Genomic DNA, 24432 nt, shown 5'->3' on the forward strand with positions numbered 1-24432 from the left:
TGGCAGATATTTTGCAGTAAAAGTGTGACGAAAAGGCGATTTGACGATTTTATAGGATAAAGCGAAATGAGATTTTTCTTCTTTGTGATCGGTGTTTTTTTACTGGCAAGTTGTTCCCAGTCAGAGAAAAACAGAAACGTACCCAATGCTACAGGACTTCCAGGAGACGTTTTTCTGGTAATGGATTCACTACAATGGAGAGGTCCTTTGGGAAGAACCATTGATTCCATTTTCAATGAAGAGATGCCTGGGCTTCCACGCAAAGAATCAATTTTTAAATTGCGCTGGATCAATCCAAGGAAGTTAAACTTCGTCCTCAAGCAAAGCAGAAATATTGTCTTTGCCGTTAGTCTTGATCAGAATACAGAAGGTGCTCAGATTGTTAAAAAAATATTCACTCTAGAGTCAATAGAAAAAATAAAAACCTCGACAACAGAATTTGTAAACACGGATGACGATGTTTTTGCAAAAGGTCAACAGGTGATGTATCTGTATGGCAATACCTCTGAAAACCTGATCAGAAACATCAAAGCAAACGGGTCAAAATTGACTGACTTCTTTGATATCAAAGAGCGCGAACGGATGACAAAGTCCCTTTTCAAGGCAGGCCAGGTAAAAGGTGTGAGTGAATTTTTGATAAAGGATATGAAGTGCGATCTAAAAATTCCTTTCGGATACAAACTGGTAGAAAAGAAAAGTGATTTTATATGGCTTCGTCAGATAAATCCAAAAGATGATAAGAATCTCTTCATCGCACGAAAAGCTTATTCTTCTCAAAGTGATTTTTCAAAAGAAAATCTAATCAAGTTTCGTGATGCAATTTGCCGCCAATACTTGTTTGAAGATCCAGCTCAACCTGATACTTATCTGTTGACAGAAACTGACATTCCTTTTATTCCGGTTGTCGCAGACACTATCACTTTCAATAAGCACTTTGCTGTAAAGCTGAGTGGTATTTGGAGATCCAATACTATGGCGATGGGGGGACCTTTTACAGGAATCGCAGTCGTAGATGAGGGCACTCAACAATTCTATTATGTTGAAGGATTTACATTCAGTCCCGGCAAAGATCAACGTGAGATCATACGGGAACTGGAGACGATTGTCTACACTTTCAGAACGAGCACGGAGCTTCCTAAGCAGTAATTTTATCATCTCTTTGATTTTAAAGAGCCACAAAAGCAGTCTCTGCTGGTAAGCCATTACCCTCCTCGCAGTAGCCACCTTTTGCCTACGAATATTGAGTCGAATCCATTACCTTAGGAGGCTCATATCTAACGAAAATGGCTATTAAAATCAGAAAAGAAGACGCCCTCAACTATCACATGATGGGTCAGCCCGGCAAGCTTGAAGTTGTGCCAACCAAAGTACTCACCTCTCAGCTTGATTTGGCTTTAGCATACTCGCCGGGTGTGGCAGAACCATGCATGGAAATTTTTGCCAACAAGGAAGATGTTTATAAATACACGGCAAAGGGAAATCTTGTAGCTGTAATCTCTAATGGAACTGCAGTGCTTGGACTGGGTAACATTGGTCCTGAAGCTTCTAAACCAGTTATGGAAGGCAAGGCCGTGCTCTTTAAAAAATATGCGGGCATTGACAGCTTCGATATTGAAATCGCAGAAGAAGATCCGGACGAGTTTATTAAAATTGTAAAGTCCCTTGAGCCCACTTTCGGAGGAATTAATCTGGAGGATATCAAAGCACCGGAATGTTTTAAGATCGAACAGGTGCTTCGTGAGAAAATGAATATCCCGATCATGCACGATGATCAGCATGGTACTGCAATTATCTCCAGCGCCGCATTATTAAATGCATTGGAGATCATTGGTAAAAAAATTGAAGACATTACTCTAGTTGTAAATGGTGCCGGTGCCGCAGCAGTCTCCTGTACAAAATTATATTTCGCTCTAGGACTGAAGAGAGAAAATTTGATTATGTGCGAAAGCAAAGGTGTGCTTCGAAAAGATCGTAAAGATCTCGATGCCATCAAGTCCGAATTTGTAACATCACGAGATGTTAAGACCCTTCAGGAAGCTGTGAAGGGCTGTGATGTTTTTGTTGGATTATCAAAAGCAGATGTTCTGACGCCTGAAGATCTTCTTGCTATGGCAAAAGATCCAATTGTTTTTGCATTGGCAAATCCCAATCCTGAGATCAATTACGACCTCGCTAAAAAAACACGGACTGATATCATTATGGCAACCGGTCGGTCGGATCATCCTAACCAGGTGAACAACGTATTGGGATTTCCATACATCTTCCGTGGCGCATTGGATGTACGCGCAACAGAAATCAATGAAGCAATGAAGCTGGCAGCAGTTCATGCGTTATCAGAATTGGCAAAAGAGCCTATTCCAGACAGCGTCATGCTTGCTTACGGAACTGAGAAAATTGAGTTTGGAAGAGAATGCCTTATCCCAAAACCAATGGACATCCGACTCATCACTACCGTTGCCCCCGCCGTTGCAAAAGCCGCAATGGAATCTGGAATGGCACAAAAACCCATTACCGACTGGGGTGCGTATCACCAGATTTTGCAAAAAAGAATTGGTATTGATCAAAAACTCATCAACGATATTATTGACCGCGCCAAGAAATCACCTAAGCGTGTGGTTTTTGCTGAGGCTGATAATATTAAGATTCTAAAAGCTGCACAGGTCCTTCAGGATGAAGAGATTGCAAAACCAATTTTACTTGGAAACAGAATTGAAATTGAGCGTCTTATAAAAGAAAACAAGCTTGAGCTCAGCGGTTGTACAATCATCGATCCTCGTGAAGATAAGGTCCGCGACGAAAAATATACCAAGGCATACTATCAAAAACGTCAACGCAAAGGAGTTACTCTTGCTGATGCACAGCGAGCGATGCGTGATCGCAACGGCTTTGGCGCAATGATGGTAGAATTTGGTGAAGCAGATGCAATGATCTCTGGTCTTACCCGGGATTATTCAAAAACTATTCTACCGGCTTTACAAATTATCGGCTTGCGTGATGGCGTGAAAAAGGTTGCGGGTATGTATATCATACTTAATAAAAAAGGAACATTCTTTTTTGCAGACTGTACCGTCAATGTTGATCCGACACCGGAAGATCTGGTAGGAATAATAGGGCTTACCGCAAGAGGCGCCAGATTTTTTGAAGCGGAGCCACGCGTTGCTGTTCTATCTTATTCAAATTTTGGATCAAGCAAAGGTGAAATTCCCGATAAGACCAGGGAAGCTGTTCGCTTAGCAAAGAAAGAATATCCTAATCTTGTTATTGAAGGAGATATTCAAGCCAATGTTGCCCTTGATTGTGAGTTACAAAAAGAACTATATCCGTTCAGTGCTTTGGCTAAAGAAGGCGCAAACACTTTAATATTTCCAAATCTTGCTTCTGCTAATATTGCTTACAAGCTATTGATGGAAATTGGTGGAGCTGAGACAATAGGACCTATCCTTTTGGGTATGAAAAAACCGGTACATATTCTTCAGTTGGGAAGTTCCATCAGAGAGATTGTGAACATGGCTTCAATTGCAGTTGTTGATGCGCAGATTCAGGAAGAATTGAACACAAAAAAATAAAAGATGATTGCCTACCTAAGGGGCAAGCTGGTACATAAAGAGCCTACCCACGTCATTGTGGACGTGGGAGGCATCGGGTACCAGGCCTCTATTTCATTCAATACTTTTTCTGAGATCAAGGATAAAGAAGATATAAAGCTTGTCACCTATCTTCATGTAAGGGAAGATGCACAGATCCTTTTTGGTTTTGCATCTGAGGCCGAAAAGATTATGTTTTTAAACCTGATCTCCGTCAATGGTGTAGGACCGAATACTGCCATGATGGTTCTGTCGTCCTTACCACCGATGGAGTTGAAGGCAGCGATCCTTCGTGAGGATACGGCTACCCTCCAGGCAGTGAAGGGAATTGGGGGCAAAACAGCCCAAAGACTAGTCCTGGAATTGAAAGATAAGCTCCGGAAAAGTGGTGGTGATGAAAGCTTAACTTTAACCGGAATCGTGAGCAATACCATGCGCCAGGAGGCGTTAACAGCACTGATGACCTTAGGTATCGCAAGGTCGGCGGCAGAGAAAAGTATCGATACAGTCCTGAAAAAATCGGGAAATACCATTAGCTTGGAAGATTTGGTCAAGCAGGCATTGAAAAACGCATAGAGTACGTTTGAACCACCTAACCTGGACAAAATACGCTACCCTTCGATTGGGCATGATACTGCTGTCATGTCTCATTTCGTTTTTAGCCCAGGCCCAGTTTAATAAGAGAGATACCACCCGGGATTCCCTTAAATACAGGCCTCTTTTCAGGCCCAATTTTCAACCCCCCGATCGTTATGGTGATCCGTTTTCAAACGGCACAACGCAGTCTCCCCTCTTCCTGAAGGATCCTAAAATCATGAAGCTGGAGGTGCTGCCAGATACAGGCAGGATCTATTCTATATATGAAAGAATGGGCTCTGTAAACTTCAGATCGCCCTCCTACATGACCTTTGATGAAGCTTCCAGACTTCAGAATCAGGCCATTCTCAAAGACTATTGGAAAAGTCGAAGCCGCGCGTTGGATGGTGAAAGTGCCGTGAGTAGCCGTAATCTTCTTCCCAAGCTCTATGTAAGTCCTATCCTTGACAGGATTTTCGGAGGAAGCTATGTGGAATTGATCCCTCGTGGATTTGTTACTCTTGACTTTGGAGGTCAATGGCAGAAAATTCAGAATCCATCAATTCCTATCCGTCAGCAAACGAATGGTGGATTTGAATTTGACCAGCAGATCAACCTTGCCGTTACGGGAAAGGTTGGTGAGAAACTGAAGATCACTACTAACTTCGATAACAATAATTCATTTGATTTTCAAAATCAGATGAAGATCGAATATACTGGTTTTAAAGAAGACATTTTAAAGAAGCTTGAGATCGGTAACGTAAGTCTTCCGTTGAATAATAGTTTAATTCAAGGAGCACAAAATCTCTTCGGATTGAAAGCTCAGTTGCAATTCGGAAAACTGTTTGTCACCTCAATAGCAACAACACAACGAGGAAAACAGTCCACTATTAATATTGCCGGAAGCACGAATGGTGCATCTCAGGGGAATCCTTTTGTAATCGTTGGTTCGCAGTATGATGAAAACCGTCACTTCTTCTTAGGGCAGTTCTTCCGTGACAATTTTCAAAAATGGCTAAGCACACTTCCTCAATCAAACTCCGGAATCAATATTACGCGTGTTGAAGTTTACTTACTCAACCGATCCAATGATACACAAACCCTTCGTGATGTAATTGGTCTTATGGATTTGGGAGAAAACGATAAAGCGTATCGACCAACGACGTACTATGGAGGATCGGGATTTCCTGCTCCAACCAGCAATGAGACCAATACATTATTATCGCAGGTTCAAAATCTGCCCAGCCTGGAATCAGATGTTATAAATGGCGAGCTTGAAACTCATTTTCCCGGACCCTTTATTAACGGAACCGATTTCGAAAAAATCACCAGCTCACGAAAACTTGCCCCCACTGAATTCACGTATCACAAGGAACTTGGTTACATCACTCTGCAACGTAAACTTCAAAATGATGAGGCGCTTGCAGTGGCGTACGAATACACATATCAGGGACAATCTTATAAAGTTGGTGAGCTTACAGAAGATTATTCCAATCGTAAAGAGAGTGAAGTCGTTTTCTTAAAGTTGCTACGGCCAAGAAAGATCGCTGTCAAGGATGATTTCGGAAAGATCCTTCCTACCTGGAATCTGATGATGAAAAATATCTACAGTCTTGGAGTAACGCAAATCCAAAAGGAAGGATTTCAGCTTCGTGTTATTTATCGTGATGATGCTACTGGTAAAGATAACCCTCAACTTCAGGATGGAGATTATTCAAAGACAGTACAACTTATCCAGGCATTTGGACTGGATCGTCTGAATCCTTACAACGATCCCCAGCCTGATGGAAATTTTGATTTTGTTGAAAAAGCAACCATTAATTCGGAAACAGGATTGATCATATTCCCATTACTGGAGCCTTTTAATGATGGACTGAAAAAGCTTTTCGCAAGCGAAACTCCCAATACGCAACAGTTTCTTCTTCAAAAGTATTTGTATGACACCTTGTATCATACCACCCGAACAGAAGCTGAGCTTGTCACAACAAAAAATAAGTTCTTCATCACCGGATCTGTCAGAGCAGGTGCAGGAAAAGATATCATCATTCAGGGATTTAACATCTCACAAGGTTCTGTAAAAGTATTTGCCGGAGGTGCACCTTTGCGTGAAGGGGTAGACTTCCAGGTTGATTATACCTTTGGAAAGGTGACGATTCTTAATGAAGGTATTCTTAGCTCAGGAAAAGATATCAGCATCACGTATGAGCAACAGGATCCTTTTGCATTTCAAACCAGGAGTCTACTTGGAACCCGGTTTGATTATAAACTCAATGACGATGTAAATCTCGGATCAACTTTCCTGTACTATAATGAGCGCCCCCTTATTTCGAGAAATCTTATTGGCACAGAGCCTGCAAGAAATATTCAATATGGCCTTGATCTCAATCTGAAAAAAAATTCCAGGATTCTTACTAAAGTAGTAGATGCACTTCCTTTTCTGCAAACAAAGGAAATCTCAACTGTAACACTGAACGCTGAATTTGCCCAGCTTCTTCCAGGAACTTCCAATATTGTTCAGGGTGATGGAACATCCTTTATTGACGATTTTGAGAATACCGCGACTCCTTACAGCTTAATGAATCCCGTAGCATGGAAGTATGCCGTAGTGCCGCAAACTATTGACAATCGGTATGATCAAAGTGGTGGTTTCACTAACGATGTCCGCGCCGGTTTCAGACGGGCGAAGCTTGCCTGGTATCAGATTGATAATTTGTTCTATCGCGAGTCAAGTACATTCAAGCCCAGCAACATAGGAACTAAGGAGATTGAGAATCATTATGTTCGCCCCGTCATTCCACAGGAGATTTTTCCTTTCAAAGATGCCTTTGTCGGAAATTTTTATGAGCAACTTTTTGATGTCGCTTATTATCCTTCAGAGCGAGGGGTCTATAATTACAATCCTGATTTGAACCCCAATGGAACTCTGAAAAATCCAGAATTGAATTGGGCAGGTATTACAACTGCGATTCGCACTGAAGTCGATTTCGATAAAGCCAACGTTGAATACGTTGAGTTTTGGTTGATGGATCCTTTCATCAATAATGCAAATGGTGTGGTGGCCGATGGATCACCTGATGCCAAACCAAATACCACGGGTGGTAAACTCATTTTCCACATGGGTAGTATTTCTGAAGATCTAATGAAAGATGGTAAGCATGCCTTTGAAAATGGTTTGCCAACTACTGGCGTAAACATTCAAAATCCCGACTTATCCGCCGTAACTCCAAACAATTGGGGATTTGTTACCAACCAACAGTTCATCAATAATGCATTCAATACAGACGTTGCTTCGCGAGCTAACCAGGATGTTGGTCTTGACGGGATTGGTAGCGTTAAAGAGCAGGATTATTTTAATGACACATTCCTCTCTCAAATTCCAGGTGGGGCACCTGCTTCTGTTCAGAGTGACCCTTCTGCTGATGACTTTGAATATTTCCTTGGACCTGATCAGGACGCAAGGAATGCAACTCTCCTGGGTCGCTATAAAAATATCAACGGTCTCGAAAATAATTCTCCTATTATCACGGGAAGCGATCCCTTTGCACAATCTGGCTCAACAATTCCGGAGAACGAGGATTTAAATCAGGATAACACACTCAGTGATCTTGAAGAATATTATGTCTTCAATCTTGATCTTAAGCCGGGTCAGCTTGAGGTAGGTAAAAAATATATCGTTGATAAAATCACACCGAACAACTACAGTGATGTTACATGGTATCTGGTGAGGATTCCAATCCGTCAGTTTGAAGACAAGGTTGGAGGCATCAATGGTTTTAAGTCAATACGTTATGCGCGAATGATCTTAACGGGCTTCACCCAGCCGGTAGTTTTGCGCTTTGCCAGTTTCAGAGCAGTTGGAAATCGCTGGAGAAGATATGAGGCTACCCTTGATCAGTCTCAACTGAGTGAAAAACTTGAGCCCAATCTGGATAATTTTTCCGTTTCTGTTGTGAATGTTGAAGAGAACGGACAAGGCAATAGCGAAAAACCTTCTTACGTTCCTCCAATTGCCCGTGATCGCGATGTTACTTCAACTATTCAACGAAGACTCAATGAGCAATCAGTACAGATGTGTGTGACAAACCTTGAGGATGGAGATGGTAGGGCTATTTATAAGACAGTTGGGTTTGACTTCTTCAATTATGGTCGCATCAAGATGTTCTTATCTGCTCACAACCCTTCCGGAAAAACAATTCAATATGGTCAGCTTACTGCTTTTCTTCGTCTGGGTACTGATGATAATCTGAATTACTATGAAATAGAATTGCCATTGAAGATTACTGCCAATGGTGCTACACAAATAGTAGACGACGTTTGGCCGATCGAGAATCAGATTGATCTTGATTTGAATGAGTTGTATGCATTGAAGGCTCAACGGGACAGGGAAAATTTTTCCTTACAGGAGTTATATCCCCGTATTGGGCCAAAACTTTCTTCGGATGGACGTCAGGGTATTAGGATTTTTGGAAGACCCGATCTCAGTCAGGTGAAAGTAATGATGATCGGTGTTCGTAATCTCCGCGATGATGGGAGGCCAGTGGATGTTTGTATCTGGGCAGATGAAATGCGTCTTACAGACTTTGACCGCACAGCAGGCTGGGCAGCCAACGCGGTTTTAAATACAAAGCTGGCGGATCTTGGAAATATTACAACTTCATTTAAGAAGATAACTTTTGGTTATGGTGGCGTGCAGTCTAAAATTTCCGAACGTGCCCGCGGCGAGACAAACATTTTTGATATCTCTGCGAGTATTGCTGTTGATAAACTATTGCCCCGCAACACAGGTCTGAAGATTCCGATGTTTATCAGCTATGAGAAAACGACTATTGATCCCAATTACGATCCCGCCAATCCCGACACCAGGATCGAGGCAATGGACAAGTCATTCAATACAGAAGCAGAACGAATTGCCTATCATAAGATCATTCAGGATAATGCCGTCCGGAAAAGTCTGAATTTCACCAATGTCCGAAAAACGAAAGTAAAAACAGATGCAAGAAGCAATCTCTATGATATCGAGAATTTTTCTTTTACATATGCTTTTAGTGAGGCAACCAGGACAAATTTTAATCTTCAGGAAAACACTCAGCGTAATATCAAGGGGGCAATAGCGTGGCAGTTCAATCCAAAGTTCAAAGGTTTTGAGCCTTTTAAGAATTCTGAGTTTAAATCGCAGTGGCTTCAGCTGATTAAGGATTTTAATTTCAATCCAGTCCCGACCAGTATCTCTGTTCGGGGTGAACTGGATCGATCCTACAATAAGATCATCTATCGAAATGCTACAGTCACAGAAGGCACAACACTTCCGAATATTCAGAAATACTTCCTGTTTAATCGTTACTATACTGCCCGATGGGCGATATCAAAAGCATTGACCATTGATTACAACTCGCGCGTCAACGCAATCATTGATGAACCGGATGTTGACATTATCGGTGGAGTTTCTCCTATTTTGAAAAGAAATATTTCAGCTGATCAGTATCGTGATTCCGTTCTTACTAATCTTAAAAGTTTCGGAAGAAAGAAAAATTTCGAACAGAACATCACTGCAAATTATACCGTGCCTTTTGATAAATTCCCTTTGACGAATTGGGTTGGTGCTGAGTATCGATATAACGTCGGTTATTCATGGCGTGCAGGTCCCATTGAGCGTGTTGATAGTTTGAAATTGGGTAACATTATACAAAATACAGTTGATCAGGGATTGAATGGCCGGATCGATCTCGTTAAGCTTTATAATAAATCATCCTATTTAAAAGATATAAACACTCCAAAGCGACCTCAGACTGCGGTAGAAAAAGCACGCATGCGCGCCGATACGGTTAAAAGACCGCCAAATAATTACGCAGTGAAGGGATTACTTCGTTTGTTGATGTCCATGCGAAGCATAACTGCTACTTATAATATTAACGCTGGAACGATCCTTCCAGGATTTACACCCACTCCAAACATTCTCGGAATGGACAATGCGTGGGCTGCTCCAGGTTGGGGTTTCATTCTTGGAAGTCAGGACGGTAACATTCGCAAAGTTGCTGCAAAAAATCACTGGTTGACCCGATCTCCTGTTCTCACAACACCTTTTAGTCAAAACGAAACAAGAGATCTTGGCATTCGAACATCCCTTGAGCTTACTCAGGATTTTAAAGTTCAACTTGATGTAAAGAAGACGACTACTTCTTCATTCCAGGAGATTTATAGGCATGATCCAACAAATACCACCGCCACACCTGACGAGTTTGAATTTTCAGAACTAAGTCCGACCCGGACAGGAAGTTACCGGATCTCCACAATCTCAGTGGGCACAAGTTTCATGAATAACACAAGCCTTAACTCAGACGTATTCAATCAGTTCGTTCAGAATCGCGCTGTGATTCAAAGTCGATTCTTTTCGCCTGAGAATTATAAATCCCAATCGCAGGACGTATTGATTCCGGCATTTATCTCAGCTTATACAGGAACCAGTGCACAAACCATTAGCTTGTCTCCATTCCCTTCCACACCTTTACCAAACTGGCGTGTTGATTATACCGGACTTAATAAGATCAGTGCTTTAAAAGATGTATTTACTTCTATTACAATAACGCATGCATACTCATCTATTTATTCCGTGAGCAATTTTACGAACTCATTGCTCTACGGTAAGAATGGAGAGGTAAGTAATAATATTTCGCTTTCGGATTATAACACCAATAGTTTTGCAACGCAATTCAACTCACAAGGCGATATCGTCCCACTCTACGTTATCAGTCAGGTGCTAATCTCAGAACAATTCTCTCCACTAATTGGTATCAGCGTGAGAACCAAAAGCAAACTGACAGCAAGATTTGAATACAAAACAAAACGTGATCTTTCACTCAATGTTTCGAATTCACAGATCACGGAAGTAAATGCACGTGACTGGTCTATAGAAATAGGATTCATTAAAAATAATATGAGACTTCCCTTCAGGGATCAGGGAAGAATTATCACAATGAAAAATGATATCAATTTCCGTTTGAATCTAAGTGTTACAGATAACAGGACCATTCAAAGAAAAATTGATGACATCAGTACGATCACGAACGGTAACATCAATATCCAAATTCGTCCCAATGTGAGCTATGCAGTGAATAACAAGCTTACCGTTCAGATGTATGTTGACAGGAACATTAATGAGCCGCTCGTTACCAACTCCTATCTGAGAGCAACCACCCGGGTCGGCGCAAAGATTCTTTTTAATCTATCACAATAGAAAGGATTTTGGTGAGGCCAGGTCAAGGTGATTTCAGCCCTAACATCACTTTTGAGGTTAGCGGTTTTACGAGTATTTTTGAGTTCATTACTCTAAAAAAATACGCATGAACATTCCAGAAGGGCTTAAATACACAAAAGATCACGAATGGGTTAAAATTGAAGGCACAAAGGCCACTGTCGGCATTACTGAATTTGCTCAGGGTGAACTTGGCGATATCGTTTATGTAGATATTTCCAGTGTAGGCCAGGATGTAAGTGAACACTCTGTATTTGGTACAGTGGAAGCAGTAAAGACTGTTAGCGATCTTTATATGCCCTTAAGTGGAAAGGTGCTGGAAGTAAATAAAGCCCTTGACGCGAGTCCTGAAAAAGTAAATTCTGATCCGTATGGAGAAGGCTGGATGATCAAAATGGAGTTAAAAGACGCAGGGGATGCAAGTAAACTTTTAACTGCCGCACAATACAAGGAACTTATCGGAAAATAATTGGTTATAGAAGGAGTGTCATCACCTCTTTACTAATTCATGATAGAGCTACCCGTCATTTCGGTTGAAGAAACAAAGAAACGCAAGCCTAATTGGTTACGCGTCAAGTTGCCTATCGGTCCGGAATATGCTAAAGTTCGCAAGCTGGTTGATACTCATAAGCTTCACACAATTTGCGAAAGTGGCAATTGTCCCAACATGGGAGAATGCTGGGGAGAAGGTACTGCTACATTTATGATCCTTGGAAATATCTGCACAAGGAGTTGTACGTTTTGTGCAGTTGCTACAGGCAGACCTACTGAGTATGATGAGGACGAACCTCGTCGCGTAGCAGAGGCCATTCAATTAATGGGTGTGAAGCATGCTGTCCTCACTTCCGTGAATCGCGATGAATTAAAAGATCGTGGTGCTGAGATCTGGTATCAGACAGTAGTTCAAACAAAAAAGACAAGTCCCTCCACAACTATTGAAACACTCATTCCTGACACAAAAGGAAATTGGGAAGCTCTACACAGAATGATTGAGGGCGGTCAGGAAGTTGTTTCCCATAACATGGAAACCGTTGAGAGAATGTATCGTCGCGTAAGACCGCAGGCAAAATATGAAAGAAGTCTTGAGCAAATCAAGCGCACACGTGAAGCTGGCAAGCGTACAAAGAGCGGCATTATGCTCGGTGTTGGTGAAACAAAAGAAGAAGTCTTCAAAGCCATGGATGATCTCGTTCAAAATGGCTTAATGATCCTTACCCTTGGTCAGTATCTGCAGCCTACCAAGATGCATCTTGAAGTTGCTGAATTTGTTCATCCCGATACATTTGAAATGTATAAAGAGGAAGGATTAAAACGTGGTTTAAAATACGTTGAGTCGGGCCCGTTGGTTCGTTCCTCCTATCATGCAGAGCGGCATGTAAATGTACCCATGTGATCAAATTATTTTAATTCAGCCTCAAGCTTCCTTAAAAACTCCAGTTGATTCTTTGCACGCACCAGATTCTGGTCCGGATAGCTAGTGTGATAATAGACATCATTGTTCAGAAAATCTGTCATAAAGCGTAAGGCCATGATGAAAGTCATCATCTTTCCCGCAAACGGAATAGCGGATAGCTCACCACTTGTCAAGGTCGAGCCAAGTTGAGATTTATAACCTTCTAATAAGGCGTCATAAATTTTCCTTCGAAAAACTATTTTTGAAATATCTTGTTCTTCCTCCGAAACAGGACTTACAAAAGTCCGCACCATATCACCGAGATCGTAAATAAAATATCCGGGCATCAAGGTGTCCAGATCTATAACTCCTGCCACTTTATGAGTAACCTCATCAAAAAGAATATTATTAATTTTCGTATCATTATGTGTGACCCTCTTACGCAATACATTTTTGTTTAAGAGGGCTTCATAGTTCTCCACTAAAAAGTAAAAACTCTTACAGCAGGAAATTGTCTCTTCCGCATTCTGCCTTCGTTCTGAAGTAGAATTTTTCAATGAATCAATAAATTGCTGATATCTCCTTGAGAGATCATGAAACCGGGGAATTGTTTCCTGAAATTTACTTTCATCAATGGAATCAAGAAGACGCGTAAGTTCCGCAAATCCTGCAGCCGCATTGAATGCTTCGTCTTCCGTTGAAACCCAATCAAGGGTAATAGTATTTTCTCGATAAGGAAAGAGTCTCCAAGGAAATCCTTCGTGATCATAAGCCATTTCTGATCCATCCTTTGTGAGGATACTGCCTACAAAACAATATTCAGGATTCTTCTCTTTAAGAAAATCAGAAGCTAACCGGATATTGGATGCTATCGCTTCAGGTTCCTTAAAAACATTTTTATTAACACGCTGAAGAATATAACTGATTTTTCCTTTTAATTTAAATGTCTCATGAATATGACCCGATCCAATTCTTTCTATAGAAAAATCTGAAAGAGTTAAGCTAAAAGATCGGAGTATCTCATCCATTAAAGCCAATCCCTAATTTGAGTTTCCGTGAGATTTCCACCACAGATAATCGTCGCGATGCGCTGACCATAAAAACGATCCTTATTCTCAAGTATTGCTGCAATTCCCACTGCTCCTGAAGGCTCACAAATCAATCCGGCGTATGTATGCAAGAGCTTCATTCCATGTATGATCGAATTTTCCTTGACGAGTATTGCTTCATCCGCAAGTTGCTTCATGTCATCCAGTGCTGTTTGGATTGGAATTCGAACACCAATACCATCAGCAATTGTTTGAATTGTGTTGTGGATAATCATTTTTCCGGCTTCCCATGAGTCAATCATCGCGGGTGCGCCTGCTGCCTGCACGGCTATCATTTTCGTTTGTGGATTGAGTTCTTTGAATGTCCGTGCAATACCATTGAACAAAGCTCCATTTCCAAGCGGTATCAGAACTGCATCAAGTTTCCTAAGCTTTAAAAGTTCAAGACCAATCGTTCCGGCACCCTCAACCGTTTCGGCAGCAAGGCCGTCTTCAATCATTCTTATCCCCAATCTCTTTGCTTCCTCTTTGGCTTTTTCCTTTGCGGAATCAAAGTCTTCCCCATAGAGAATAACTTGCGCTCCCAACGCACGCATCCTTTCAATTTTGTAGGGATTTGCATGGACAGACGCATACACCATCAGGCTGACATTCTTTTTCCGACAGGCATATGCCATCGCCTGACCGAAATTACCTGCGCTCGCACACATCAGATTTGTCTCTCCGGATACCTGAGAAAGTAAAAAATCAGCACCACGCCCTTTGAAGGAACGAATAGGATTAAAGGTTTCTATTTTAAGAATTACCTCTGCTCCTATTAATTGACTCAATGGCTCACAATTATATTGTGGGGTATTCAAAAAAACAGGATCGATTATTTCGGCTGCTTTCTTTATTCTATCAAGGCTAATTCGATGATTCAAGAACAAATGAATAATTAAAAATTACTTACCAAAGCTTTGAAGGATACACTCCAGTGTCAACTAATGCTTTGATCTTGCCAGAGACCTCATCCTTATCCTCTTTATAAGTTACACCAAACCATGTGTTGCCGCCGCCAATGATATCAACCTTACCAAGATTTTGTTTGATTAATTCCGATACCATCAATGCGATATAGAATTCTCCAGAAGGGTTATTAATATTCTTCTCAACAAATTCCGCAAACATTTTCTCAGACAGATCAAAAATAGAAGATTGAAATCCCCAACAATTCATAGATACGGGTAACGAAGGATCCAGGACACGATTACGGTTTTCTTCCTTTGAAACAATGATCCCACCCTCCTTGACAATTTTAGTTAGCTCATTCAATTTCTGAAGATGCCCCTGCTGATCACGCTCTTCAGCCACTCCTCTCGAAACACTACCATGATCTGACAAAACATTTGCAAGTGTATAGCCTACCATAGCATGATGATCCGCCGGTGCTGATCTGAAAAAATCTGCGAGGGATTGGAATGAATCCCTTCCGTAAAAATCATCAGCGTTAATCACCGCAAAAGGTCCGTCAATCACATTCTTACCGCACAGCATCGCATGGGTTGTTCCCCATGGTTTTTTTCGATCAACGGTACCAACAGAGGTCGGGACAAAACGGTCCAATGATTGAACTTCAAAATGAACTTCTGCCTTACCCTGAAGCTTTGGCAAAAACATTTCTTTTACTGTCTCTTTTATCTCTTCACGAACAACAAACACAATATTGGTGAAACCAGCTCTGAGCGCATCGTAAAGAGAATAATCCATGATGGTCTCCCCATTTGGACCAAATCCATCAATCTGTTTAATGCCACCATAACGGCTACCCATGCCTGCTGCCATGACGAGAAGTGAAAGCTTTTGATTATTTTTCAAGGATCGATTTGATTAAAGTTAGTTCGGTAAAAATAGGATTTTCACCTCAAACTTATCAATACATCAACACATATGTCTACACAGAACCGCCCAGTCAATTATACCTCCTCACTCATCATTATTGGTGCATTATTTTTCATTTTTGGCTTTGTCACCTGGCTGAATGGTACGCTTATCCCATTTCTTAAACTTGCTTGTGACCTTCAATCAGATGCACAGGCATTAATGGTCACTTTTGCTTTTTACATGGCTTACTTTTTCCTGGCCATTCCCTCTTCAATCATTCTGGAAAAAACAGGTTTTAAAAACGGGATGTCACTCGGACTTGCTGTTATCGCCGTTGGTGCATTGCTATTCATTCCGGCAGCAATGGGAAGAACATTCTATCTTTTTCTTACAGGATTATTTGTACAGGGCATGGGGCTTTCATTGCTTCAAACTGCATCCAATCCATATGTGTCAGTGATTGGTCCGATGGAAAGCGCCGCAAGTAGAATCAGTATCATGGGAATTTGCAATAAAGTAGCAGGCGCAATTAGTCCTCTGGTTCTTGGGGCTATTGTTTTGAAAGGAGCCAGCGAAATCGAAGTACAGATAAATACCACAACAGATCCTGCCACCCGTGAGTTACTTCTTCAGGAATTATCTCAAAGAGTGATTCTTCCCTATGCGATCATCGCAGCCGTACTAGCGTTTCTGGCGATCATGATTCGTTTCTCAAATCTTCCTGAGATTGATCCTCAAAACGAAAAGCAAGGTGAATCCAATGGCAAAACAAGCATCCTTCAATTTCCGCATCTTCTATTGGGTGCGCTTTGCATATTTGTTTATGTTGGTGCTGAAGTGATGGCTGGAGATGTGATCAGCATTTATGGAAAGGCTATTGGAATAAGCCTTGATGACGCCAAGAACTTCACCTCCTACACACTCAGATCAATGGTTGTTGGATACATCATAGGAATTCTTACGATTCCAAAATACATAAAACAGGAAAAAGCTCTTTCTATTTCTGCAGTTGTAGGCATTGTCTTCAGCATAGCGGCATACATTACCACGGGATACACGTCAATTGTCTTCATTGCTTTGTTAGGATTTGCCAACGCGTTAATGTGGCCGGCTATCTTCCCTCTGGCCATTGATGGATTAGGAAAATTTACTAAAATTGGTTCAGCGCTTCTGATCATGGGCATTGCAGGAGGTGCAATCATTCCGCAGTTGTACGGAAAATTTTCATCCCTATGGGGACCTGAAGCAGCTTTTGTTGCCATTATGATTCCCTGTTATCTGTACATTCTATTTTATTCCGTAAAGGGATATAAAACAGGGAAATCCATTGCTTCATGAGAATTATGATTCTCTTTTCAATTTTCATTTTAGCATCAACCAGATGTTCATCTCAAAACTATATTTCAAAAGATCTTACAGTTGAGAATCTTTTCTCAGAGAATATTGAAGGTCCGAATATCGATAAGCAGGGAAGGCTCTTCGTCGTTAACTATCAGAAAAACGGGACTATAGGATTGGTGCATAAAGATGGGAGAGTCGATCTGTGGGTCACTCTTCCGGAGGGCAGTATTGGCAATTCCATCATGTTCGATCAAAAGGGAAATTTTCTCATTGCTGATTTTAAAGCACATAATATTCTGAGCATCGATCCAAAAACTAAAATTATTTCAATCCATGCACATAATGATCAATTCAATCAACCAAACGACATGTGTATTAATAAGAAGGATCAGTTATTCGTTTCTGATCCTAATTGGAAAGAGAGTACTGGCAAAATCTGGAGAATCGACAGCAATGGAAAGATGACTCTCCTCACGGACCAGATGGGAACTACTAATGGCATAGAATTAAGTCCAGACGAAAAAGTACTGTATGTAAATGAAAGTATCCAGCGAAAACTTTGGGCATTTGACATTGACTCGGACAGCATAAAAAACAAAAGACTTCTATTTGAATTTCCTGATTTTGGTCTTGATGGAATGAAGTGTGATGAAAAAGGTAATCTTTTTGTAACACGATATGGCAAAGGTGTAATTGCTGTTATTTCACCAACGGGGAAACTTCTCCGGGAAATTCCATTAAAGGGTAAATCTGTAAGCAATCTTATCTTTGGTGGAAAGGATGGCAAAACCTGTTACGTTACTCTTCAGGACAGAAAATGTGTGGAGACTTTCCGTTCTGAAGCTGCGGGGAGAAATTATAAAAAGTAGCGATCTACGAATTCAGCAATCTGTTTTTCACGATCGGCAAAATTCCCCTTTACAATCTGATATCTGATTTTTCGCCTTTCAAGTTCAAGCTTGAACAGTTCAAACATTTCTCTCCTTTTATTTCCCAGGTCTCTCAGACCATCCGCTACCCAGGGTACATCAATATCAAACAGAAAATACTGATCATAGGTTATTTGATGCTCAAGTTCTAAAAGTACTGGAGGTATGTCACCAAGATAATGCCGGCAATAAACTTCCGTTGTAATCAAGTCGGTATCACAGAATAGCAGCTTATTGGCAATCCTTGATTTTTCAATGACACGTTCTGTCTGAGTCTTACCAATTCTAATAATATCATTTACAGTAAAGTCATTGCTACTAATCAGTTCTCTTGAAACTTCAGGAACAAATTCTGTATGATAGCGGTCTGCAAAATGTTTAGCCATAGTTGATTTGCCTGTACTCTCAGGTCCGTAAAAACAAATCCTCTTAACAAAATAAGATCGTGCAGGCTGTGCAATAAAATCCCAGTAACGAAAAGGGTTTTCACGAATCAAAGAACCTGATACTGGAACTTTCTTGCGCTCCGGGTCAAAAGGGAAATGCGGAATTGCTAATGCTTTACCCAATTCATTACCATAAGCTTCTGAACTAATAATGATGCTGATACGAGGAAATCTCTTTGAGAGAAACTCCAGCCACAATGGAATCCTTTCTGAAAGAGGTAATGATTCGTCATCAAAATCGTCAACAGATATTTCAGGTCTGATTGCAGGCTCATTCTTAAATTCTTCTTTGATCCATTCAAATCTTGTCAAACCTGGAATTGGATCATCATGTTTGTATGTCATTGAAACAATAAGCTCATCGCATTGAACAGCCGCAAAGCGTATCAAAGCACAATGCCCCTGATGCAGTGGCATAAATTTTCCGATAACCAGCCCTCTTCTCATTGCGTTGTTATCTTACTATCCGATCTCCACTTTATGAATCCAAATGTTGCGATCAGGCAGAAAACAAAATATTCCAGACTCAGGAACATGATTCCTTTTGCAAAATAAAGATATGTTGCTATGATATCAGCAAGTATCCATGCCAACCAGCACTCTACCTTTTTTTGAACCATGAGGTAGGTCGCTGTAATACTTATCACTGCAACAAAAGAATCCCAATAGGGAAAGGCACTGGGCATTGAAAATATCTTTGGGAAAAGTTCATGAAGATTTCCAGCAAATGATCCAAAAATGAACGTCCCAACAATCGTGAGCAAAGTCAAAATAATTAATGGCTTTACTTCCATCCAACTTGCACGCAATTCATTCTTACGATTCTCTTCCCCAGCCTTTGGATGCGTCCATCGCCACCATCCAATAAGATTTGTTATAAAAAAGAAAATCTGAAGGAACATATCCGGATACAATTGCACCTGGTAGACAAGAAAGAAAATCAATGTCACATTAATGATACCCAAAGGCCAACTCCATACATTTCCTTTTGCGGAAAGCCACACTGCGGCAGCTCCTACCAGAACTCCAAAAAATTCCAGATAGCTCATCGGATAGCCAAGCGCAGTGAAAAAGATGTTGCTAATGTCGAAGAAGGAAGCCATAAATTACTACTACAGACGAAACAGAAATACTACAGGGAAATTAAAACCACTCAAAACTTCCAGACATAAGTTCCAACAGCTCCAGATTTTAAAGAGATAGCGCTACTTTTCTTGCCGTCCGAAATTGAAAAGGTTTTGTCAGTTTCATTGTCATTCAAAACAATAAGAACTTTCGTACCGTCGGGATTAACAAATCCTACATTATATAAATTATCAACAATTTCCGACTTAACTCTAATAGCACCAGGCTGAACAAATTTAGATGCATGAGCGATAATGTAATAAGAAACATTGCGTGTCAATACTCCGGTTTTACTATTGATCGTCAATGCTCCCTGACAAAGATTGCAGCCTCCATCTCCGGTGTGTGGATTAAATTCTTCATCGGCTGCAAGATTCCATTCAATAACATTACGACTCCAGTTGCGCGGAGCTCCAATAATAAGATTCTTTACATGCCAGCGCAGGTCGCCACCAAAATCACCCTTGCCGCTTGTCCACTGCTCCGTGAAGTAAACATTCTTATCGGGATGAGCATTGTGAACAATAGTCATCGCACTGATGTCTCCCAGATACATGTGAAATGCTGATCCATCAATAAAAGATTTTGCCTCAGCATCGTTTAAAACTGCAATGGGATAGTCAGGATGGTCACAGTTATGATCAAAAACAATAATCCTGGTGTTAATTCCAGCAGTTTTAAACGCAGGCCCTAAATGCAATTTCACAAACTCCGCCTGTTCGGAGGGTGTCATTGTCATGCTTGGTGTGTTTCCAGGATGCTCGGGCTCATTCTGTAATGTAACGGCATCAATGGTGATTCCTTCTTTTTTCATCTCCTGGATATATCTCACAAAATATTGAGCATAAACAGCGAAGTACTTTGGTTCAAGCTTTCCACCCTTTGGAAGATGATTGTCCTTCATCCATACTGGTGCCGACCACGGGCTTCCCATAATCTTTATATCAGGAGAAACAGCAAGTATCTCCTTTAATACAGGAATCAGGTTTGTGCGATCCGCATCAATACTGAAGCCCTTCAACTCCAAATCTGTCTTCCCAGCAGACAGATCGTTATAAGAAAATACATGATCATCAAGATCAGAGGCCCCTATGCTAACACGGAGATAACTTATTCCAATACTATTTCCCTCTCTCTCAAAAAGTTCCTTTATTAAGGCTGTCCGATCTTCAGCATTTAATTTTTGATTTATCAGATAGGCACTCCCACCCGTTAAAGAATATCCAAAGCCATCCATTGTTTGATAGGTGGTGGCCGTATCAAGATTAATAACTGAGCCCACTGCCCTCCTTTCCTCAAACACTAACGTATCTATTTTATTCAACAACAATGAGCGATCACCATTTGTGACCCATGCGCTCATATGAATGTGATCGTTAGGATTGTGGCTTGGAGTGCAACCAACCAGAAGCAATGCGATAAAGATCTTTTTCATTGGGATTAGAGTTTAATGCAAACGTTCTTTGTTTCTGTAAAAAATTTCAAGGCATCCCATCCTCCTTCTCTGCCAACACCGGATTGCTTCATTCCACCAAAAGGAGTTCTGAGGTCACGAAACAACCAGCAATTCACCCAGATGATTCCGCTTTTTACTCCGGCAGATACACGATGTGCTTTCTTAAGGTTCTCTGTCCAAATGGTAGCTGATAGACCATATGTCGTACTGTTCGCAAAGCTTAAAACTTCTTCCTCAGTATCAAATGACTGAATGGTGACAACGGGGCCAAATATTTCTTCCTGATTGGTTCTGCACAAATGATCCAATCCAGTGATTACAGTTGGCTCAACAAAATATCCTTCAGCACAGCGACCTATCATTGCTATTCGCTTACCGCCGGCAAGAATCTTCCCGCCTTCTTCCTTTGCAAGATCAATGTAGGATAGAACTTTTTTCATATGACCTTCAGAAACCAATGCACCAATTCTGGTGGTTGTCTCAAGGGGATCCCCAACCGTCAGCAATTTTGTTCTTCTTACAAATTCATTTGTGAATTTCTCAAGCAGACTTCGTTCTACAAAAATCCGGGAGCCACACAAGCATATCTCACCCTGATTGGAAAATGAAGAATTAATAGTCGTGCTTACCGCAAGTTCAAAATCGCAATCAGCAAAAATTATGTTTGGATTCTTACCTCCTAATTCGAGAGAAAGCTTCTTTAACATAGGAGCAGCAGTAGCCGCAATTTTCTTTCCTGTAACGGTTCCTCCAGTGAAAGAAATGGCTGTCACCTCGGGATGCTCAATGATTGATTGCCCAACTTTGGGACCCAAACCCTGAACAATATTCAAAACACCTTTTGGCAACCCTGCTTCTATGCAAAGTTGAGAAAACAAGAATGCCGTCATGGGTGTGATCTCTGATGGCTTTGCAATCACCGTACATCCAGCAGCCAAAGCCGGCGCTATTTTCCAAGTAAAAAGATACAGCGGCAGATTCCATGGAGAGATGCATCCTACTACTCCAATCGGTGTCCGTAAAGTATAGTTGACGGCCTCAATTCCTGTCACATGCGCTTCAGTTGCCATATGAATCGCTCCCGTAGCATAGAATCTTATATTCGCTGCAGCGCGCGGAATGTCCAATGCCTTAGCCTGAGATAAAGGTTTACCATTATCAATGCTCTCTGCTAAAGAAAGTTTTTCTGCATCCCGATCAATAAGGTCAGCAATCTTCATCAGGATAGCGGATCTTTTTTCAACTGCCATGGTCGACCATTCTGCGAAAGCTTTCTTTGCAGCTTCCACTGCATCGGAGACGTCCTTGTCATCCGAATCCGGAATCAATGAATAAACTTTTCCTTCTGCTGGATTATAGTTATCAAGAAATTTTCCAGAGTGCGGTTCAGTTAAGACCCCATTAATGTAATTGCTTATTTTAAGCATCTATTTTGAATTAATGTGATGAGCAAAGAAGTCCAATTGTGAGGCATTCTCATTTTAACTTTATAATGAACCGGTTCTTCCTCCATCCACCGGTACATTAATTCCATTGATATATCCGGCAGCTGGTGAGGCAAGAAACGCTACTGCTGCCGCCACTTCTTCAGAAGATGAAATTCTTCCAGCAGGAATCTCTTCAATCATCTCCTTTGTTATCTGTTCAGTTGTTTTATTCTGTTTCTCAGCCCGATCCTTAATGATTGATTCCAAACGACCCGTCATCGAAGCTCCAGGTAAAACATTATTTACCGTAATTCCGAAGGGAGCAAGTTCAAGAGAAAGAGTCTTAGACCAGTTTGCAACTGCACCCCGAATGGTATTAGAAACGCCCAATCCCCGAATCGGCATTTTAACTGAAGTAGATATAATATTTATGATGCGACCATACTTCGCTTCTTTCATACCCGGGGCTAATGCCTGAACCAGTATCTGGCCACATAGCAAATGACTTGAGAAAGCTTTTGTAAACTCATCCAGTGAGGCCGACAATGCAGGACCTCCCGGAGGACCTCCTGTATTATTAATAAGAATATGAGTTGCTGTGGACGAAGCATACTTTTCAATTGTCATTTTTAGTTGCTCCGGAAAGTTAAAATCAGCAACCAGATATTGATGATGCTGGCCTGCTTTTGTCGAAAGTTCAGAAATTGTCTTTTTCAGTTTCTCCTCATTCCTCGCGACCAAAGTAATGCTCGCCCCAAGCAATGCTAATTCAATTGCCGAAGCCTTGCCAATTCCCTGCGTACTACCGCAAACCAGCGCCTTTTTGCCTGTCAAATCAAGGTTCATAATTCCATTTTCAGTAAATATAAAAGAACGCTAACTTTCAGGAGGAACATTTTAAAATCTTCAAATTCTCAATTCAGCAATATGCCTATCCGACGTCCTTTCAACCTCAATCAGTGGATCACAGAAAATCGTCATTTGCTGAAACCCCCTGTTGGAAACAAAAATCTATACGTTGACGCTGGCGATTACATTGTCATGATTGTGGCGGGACCTAATGCCCGTAAGGATTATCATTATAATGAAACGGAGGAATTATATTATCAATTGGAAGGAAGCATTACAGTAAAAATTCAGGAAGACGGAAAAGCAGTTTCCATTCCATTAAATGCAGGAGATATGTTTCTGCTTCCGGGAGGAGTTCCCCATTCCCCGATCCGTACACCGGATTCTATTGGATTGGTAATAGAATTAAAGCGTGAAAGTGAAGATGATGGACTGATGTGGTTTTGTGAAAAGTGCAATAACAAGCTCCACGAATACAAGTTCCATCTTGATAACATTGAAAAAGATTTTATTCCTCGGTTCAGGGATTTCTATGGCAATGTTGACCTTCGCACATGCAAGAAATGTGGCACAGTAATGGAAGCTGATCCGCGATTTGTATAAACTATGAAAAAAACAGAACTACAGGAAAGGCTCATTAGCAATCATAGCTCATTTACTGGCTTTGTCAGGAATCTTTCTGACGTAATTGCCAATCATTCAATGCCAGGAAAGTGGACGCCACTTCAGCAACTTAGTCATATCGAAAAGAGCGTGTCACCTGTCAAATTGGCTTTCTCTCTTCCGAAATTTTTACTTTCACTGATCTTCGGAAAATCCAATCGCTCTTCCCGCACGTACGACGAGCTCATCTCAAGGTACAAGGAGAAATTGCAAGCAGGTGGAAAATCAACAACACGGTTTCTTCCAGATCCATCCTGTGATCGCGTTAATCTCAATGATGCCGTTGATAAACACGTAAAAGCACTTTGCTCAAAGATTGATCGCTTCAGTGAAGCTGAACTAGATCGGTTTATTTTACCGCATCCTTTACTGGGTAAGCTTACTCTGAGAGAAATGATCTATTTCACCATCTATCATGTTGAGCATCATCATTCTCAGATCAATCCTGCATTGCGACAATCGGTTGCCTAATTTCATGAAGA

Annotated in this window: 18 protein-coding genes; 10 read left to right on the forward strand and 8 right to left on the reverse strand. The window is 41.1% G+C overall.

Annotated features, from left to right (window positions below; all coding sequences use genetic code 11):
* Positions 1–66 precede the first annotated feature (66 nt).
* From HOP08_07285 to lipA, 6 genes are all read left to right on the forward strand, one after another.
* Positions 67–1146: a DUF4837 family protein gene (locus tag HOP08_07285; GenBank protein ID NOT74716.1), complete on the forward strand. Its 1080-nt coding sequence runs from the start codon at positions 67–69 to the stop codon at positions 1144–1146.
* A gap of 143 nt (positions 1147–1289) precedes the next feature.
* A complete protein-coding gene (locus HOP08_07290) occupies positions 1290–3566 on the forward strand; it encodes an NADP-dependent malic enzyme (GenBank protein ID NOT74717.1) in 2277 nt (758 codons plus the stop codon).
* Between the two features lie 3 nt (positions 3567–3569).
* The gene (gene ruvA, locus HOP08_07295; protein ID NOT74718.1) at positions 3570–4160 is read left to right on the forward strand and encodes a Holliday junction branch migration protein RuvA; all 591 of its coding nucleotides are present in this window, start codon (positions 3570–3572) and stop codon (positions 4158–4160) included.
* A gap of 238 nt (positions 4161–4398) precedes the next feature.
* Entirely contained in the window at positions 4399–11391 is a 6993-nt protein-coding gene (gene sprA, locus HOP08_07300) for a cell surface protein SprA (GenBank protein ID NOT74719.1), read from the forward strand.
* A gap of 106 nt (positions 11392–11497) precedes the next feature.
* Positions 11498–11878, forward strand: coding sequence for a glycine cleavage system protein GcvH (gcvH, locus tag HOP08_07305; protein NOT74720.1), 381 nt, complete (start codon positions 11498–11500; stop codon positions 11876–11878).
* Positions 11879–11917: 39 nt separating this feature from the next.
* Positions 11918–12802 carry a lipoyl synthase gene (gene lipA / locus HOP08_07310; protein ID NOT74721.1) on the forward strand — a complete coding sequence of 295 codons (885 nt, stop codon included), beginning with the start codon at positions 11918–11920 and terminating at the stop codon, positions 12800–12802.
* 5 nt (positions 12803–12807) lie between these two features.
* On the opposite strand, the gene HOP08_07315 is transcribed toward lipA, so the two are convergent.
* The 3 genes from HOP08_07315 to HOP08_07325 are packed head-to-tail and all read right to left on the reverse strand — an operon-like array spanning position 12808 to position 15675.
* Entirely contained in the window at positions 12808–13830 is a 1023-nt protein-coding gene (locus HOP08_07315) for an aminoglycoside phosphotransferase family protein (protein ID NOT74722.1), read from the reverse strand.
* Positions 13830–14774, reverse strand: coding sequence for a pyridoxal-phosphate dependent enzyme (locus HOP08_07320; protein NOT74723.1), 945 nt, complete (start codon positions 14772–14774; stop codon positions 13830–13832). The genes HOP08_07315 and HOP08_07320 overlap by 1 nt, the downstream gene beginning before the upstream one ends.
* A 25-nt stretch (positions 14775–14799) precedes the next feature.
* On the reverse strand, positions 14800–15675 hold the full coding sequence (locus tag HOP08_07325; GenBank protein NOT74724.1) for a nucleotidyltransferase: 876 nt from the start codon (positions 15673–15675) through the stop codon (positions 14800–14802).
* A gap of 105 nt (positions 15676–15780) precedes the next feature.
* Between HOP08_07325 and HOP08_07330 the strand changes: the two genes are divergently transcribed.
* The gene (locus HOP08_07330) at positions 15781–17052 is read left to right on the forward strand and encodes a sugar MFS transporter (GenBank protein NOT74725.1); all 1272 of its coding nucleotides are present in this window, start codon (positions 15781–15783) and stop codon (positions 17050–17052) included.
* Positions 17049–17924 (forward strand): SMP-30/gluconolactonase/LRE family protein, encoded by an 876-nt coding sequence (locus HOP08_07335; protein NOT74726.1) that lies wholly within the window; start codon positions 17049–17051, stop codon positions 17922–17924. Before HOP08_07330 ends, HOP08_07335 begins: the two co-directional genes overlap by 4 nt.
* Here HOP08_07335 and HOP08_07340 read toward each other — a convergent pair.
* Genes HOP08_07340 through HOP08_07360 form a run of 5 tightly spaced genes read right to left on the reverse strand, consistent with a single transcriptional unit; the run spans position 17912 to position 23284 of the window.
* Complete coding sequence (locus HOP08_07340) at positions 17912–18877, reverse strand: AAA family ATPase (GenBank protein NOT74727.1); 966 nt, start codon at positions 18875–18877, stop codon at positions 17912–17914. The genes HOP08_07335 and HOP08_07340 overlap by 13 nt on opposite strands.
* Complete coding sequence (locus HOP08_07345; GenBank protein ID NOT74728.1) at positions 18874–19533, reverse strand: nicotinamide mononucleotide transporter; 660 nt, start codon at positions 19531–19533, stop codon at positions 18874–18876. Before HOP08_07345 ends, HOP08_07340 begins: the two co-directional genes overlap by 4 nt.
* A 50-nt stretch (positions 19534–19583) precedes the next feature.
* Positions 19584–20990, reverse strand: coding sequence for a glucosylceramidase (locus tag HOP08_07350; protein NOT74729.1), 1407 nt, complete (start codon positions 20988–20990; stop codon positions 19584–19586).
* Between the two features lie 5 nt (positions 20991–20995).
* Positions 20996–22438 carry an aldehyde dehydrogenase gene (locus HOP08_07355; GenBank protein NOT74730.1) on the reverse strand — a complete coding sequence of 481 codons (1443 nt, stop codon included), beginning with the start codon at positions 22436–22438 and terminating at the stop codon, positions 20996–20998.
* Between the two features lie 60 nt (positions 22439–22498).
* Positions 22499–23284: an SDR family oxidoreductase gene (locus tag HOP08_07360; protein ID NOT74731.1), complete on the reverse strand. Its 786-nt coding sequence runs from the start codon at positions 23282–23284 to the stop codon at positions 22499–22501.
* Positions 23285–23365: 81 nt separating this feature from the next.
* Here HOP08_07360 and HOP08_07365 point away from each other — a divergent pair, with 81 nt between their 5' ends.
* On the forward strand, positions 23366–23890 hold the full coding sequence (locus tag HOP08_07365) for a 3-hydroxyanthranilate 3,4-dioxygenase (GenBank protein ID NOT74732.1): 525 nt from the start codon (positions 23366–23368) through the stop codon (positions 23888–23890).
* Between the two features lie 3 nt (positions 23891–23893).
* A complete protein-coding gene (locus tag HOP08_07370) occupies positions 23894–24421 on the forward strand; it encodes a DinB family protein (GenBank protein NOT74733.1) in 528 nt (175 codons plus the stop codon).
* The last annotated feature ends 11 nt before the right edge of the window (positions 24422–24432 follow it).

Source organism: Cyclobacteriaceae bacterium, assembly GCA_013141055.1.
Taxonomy (GTDB): Bacteria; Bacteroidota; Bacteroidia; order Cytophagales; family Cyclobacteriaceae; genus ELB16-189.

What these genes read in the sequence shown, in the direction of transcription:
- HOP08_07285 (NOT74716.1), top strand. Translation starts at nt 67, where the DNA reads ATGAGATTTTTCTTCTTTGTGATCGGTGTTTTTTTACTGGCAAGTTGT.
- ruvA (NOT74718.1), top strand. Translation starts at nt 3,570, where the DNA reads ATGATTGCCTACCTAAGGGGCAAGCTGGTACATAAAGAGCCTACCCAC.
- sprA (NOT74719.1), top strand. Translation starts at nt 4,399, where the DNA reads ATGAAGCTGGAGGTGCTGCCAGATACAGGCAGGATCTATTCTATATAT.
- gcvH (NOT74720.1), top strand. Translation starts at nt 11,498, where the DNA reads ATGAACATTCCAGAAGGGCTTAAATACACAAAAGATCACGAATGGGTT.
- lipA (NOT74721.1), top strand. Translation starts at nt 11,918, where the DNA reads ATGATAGAGCTACCCGTCATTTCGGTTGAAGAAACAAAGAAACGCAAG.
- HOP08_07315 (NOT74722.1), bottom strand. Translation starts at nt 13,830, where the DNA reads ATGGATGAGATACTCCGATCTTTTAGCTTAACTCTTTCAGATTTTTCT.
- HOP08_07325 (NOT74724.1), bottom strand. Translation starts at nt 15,675, where the DNA reads ATGGCAGCAGGCATGGGTAGCCGTTATGGTGGCATTAAACAGATTGAT.
- HOP08_07330 (NOT74725.1), top strand. Translation starts at nt 15,781, where the DNA reads ATGTCTACACAGAACCGCCCAGTCAATTATACCTCCTCACTCATCATT.
- HOP08_07335 (NOT74726.1), top strand. Translation starts at nt 17,049, where the DNA reads ATGAGAATTATGATTCTCTTTTCAATTTTCATTTTAGCATCAACCAGA.
- HOP08_07340 (NOT74727.1), bottom strand. Translation starts at nt 18,877, where the DNA reads ATGAGAAGAGGGCTGGTTATCGGAAAATTTATGCCACTGCATCAGGGG.
- HOP08_07345 (NOT74728.1), bottom strand. Translation starts at nt 19,533, where the DNA reads ATGGCTTCCTTCTTCGACATTAGCAACATCTTTTTCACTGCGCTTGGC.
- HOP08_07350 (NOT74729.1), bottom strand. Translation starts at nt 20,990, where the DNA reads ATGAAAAAGATCTTTATCGCATTGCTTCTGGTTGGTTGCACTCCAAGC.
- HOP08_07355 (NOT74730.1), bottom strand. Translation starts at nt 22,438, where the DNA reads ATGCTTAAAATAAGCAATTACATTAATGGGGTCTTAACTGAACCGCAC.
- HOP08_07360 (NOT74731.1), bottom strand. Translation starts at nt 23,284, where the DNA reads ATGAACCTTGATTTGACAGGCAAAAAGGCGCTGGTTTGCGGTAGTACG.
- HOP08_07365 (NOT74732.1), top strand. Translation starts at nt 23,366, where the DNA reads ATGCCTATCCGACGTCCTTTCAACCTCAATCAGTGGATCACAGAAAAT.
- HOP08_07370 (NOT74733.1), top strand. Translation starts at nt 23,894, where the DNA reads ATGAAAAAAACAGAACTACAGGAAAGGCTCATTAGCAATCATAGCTCA.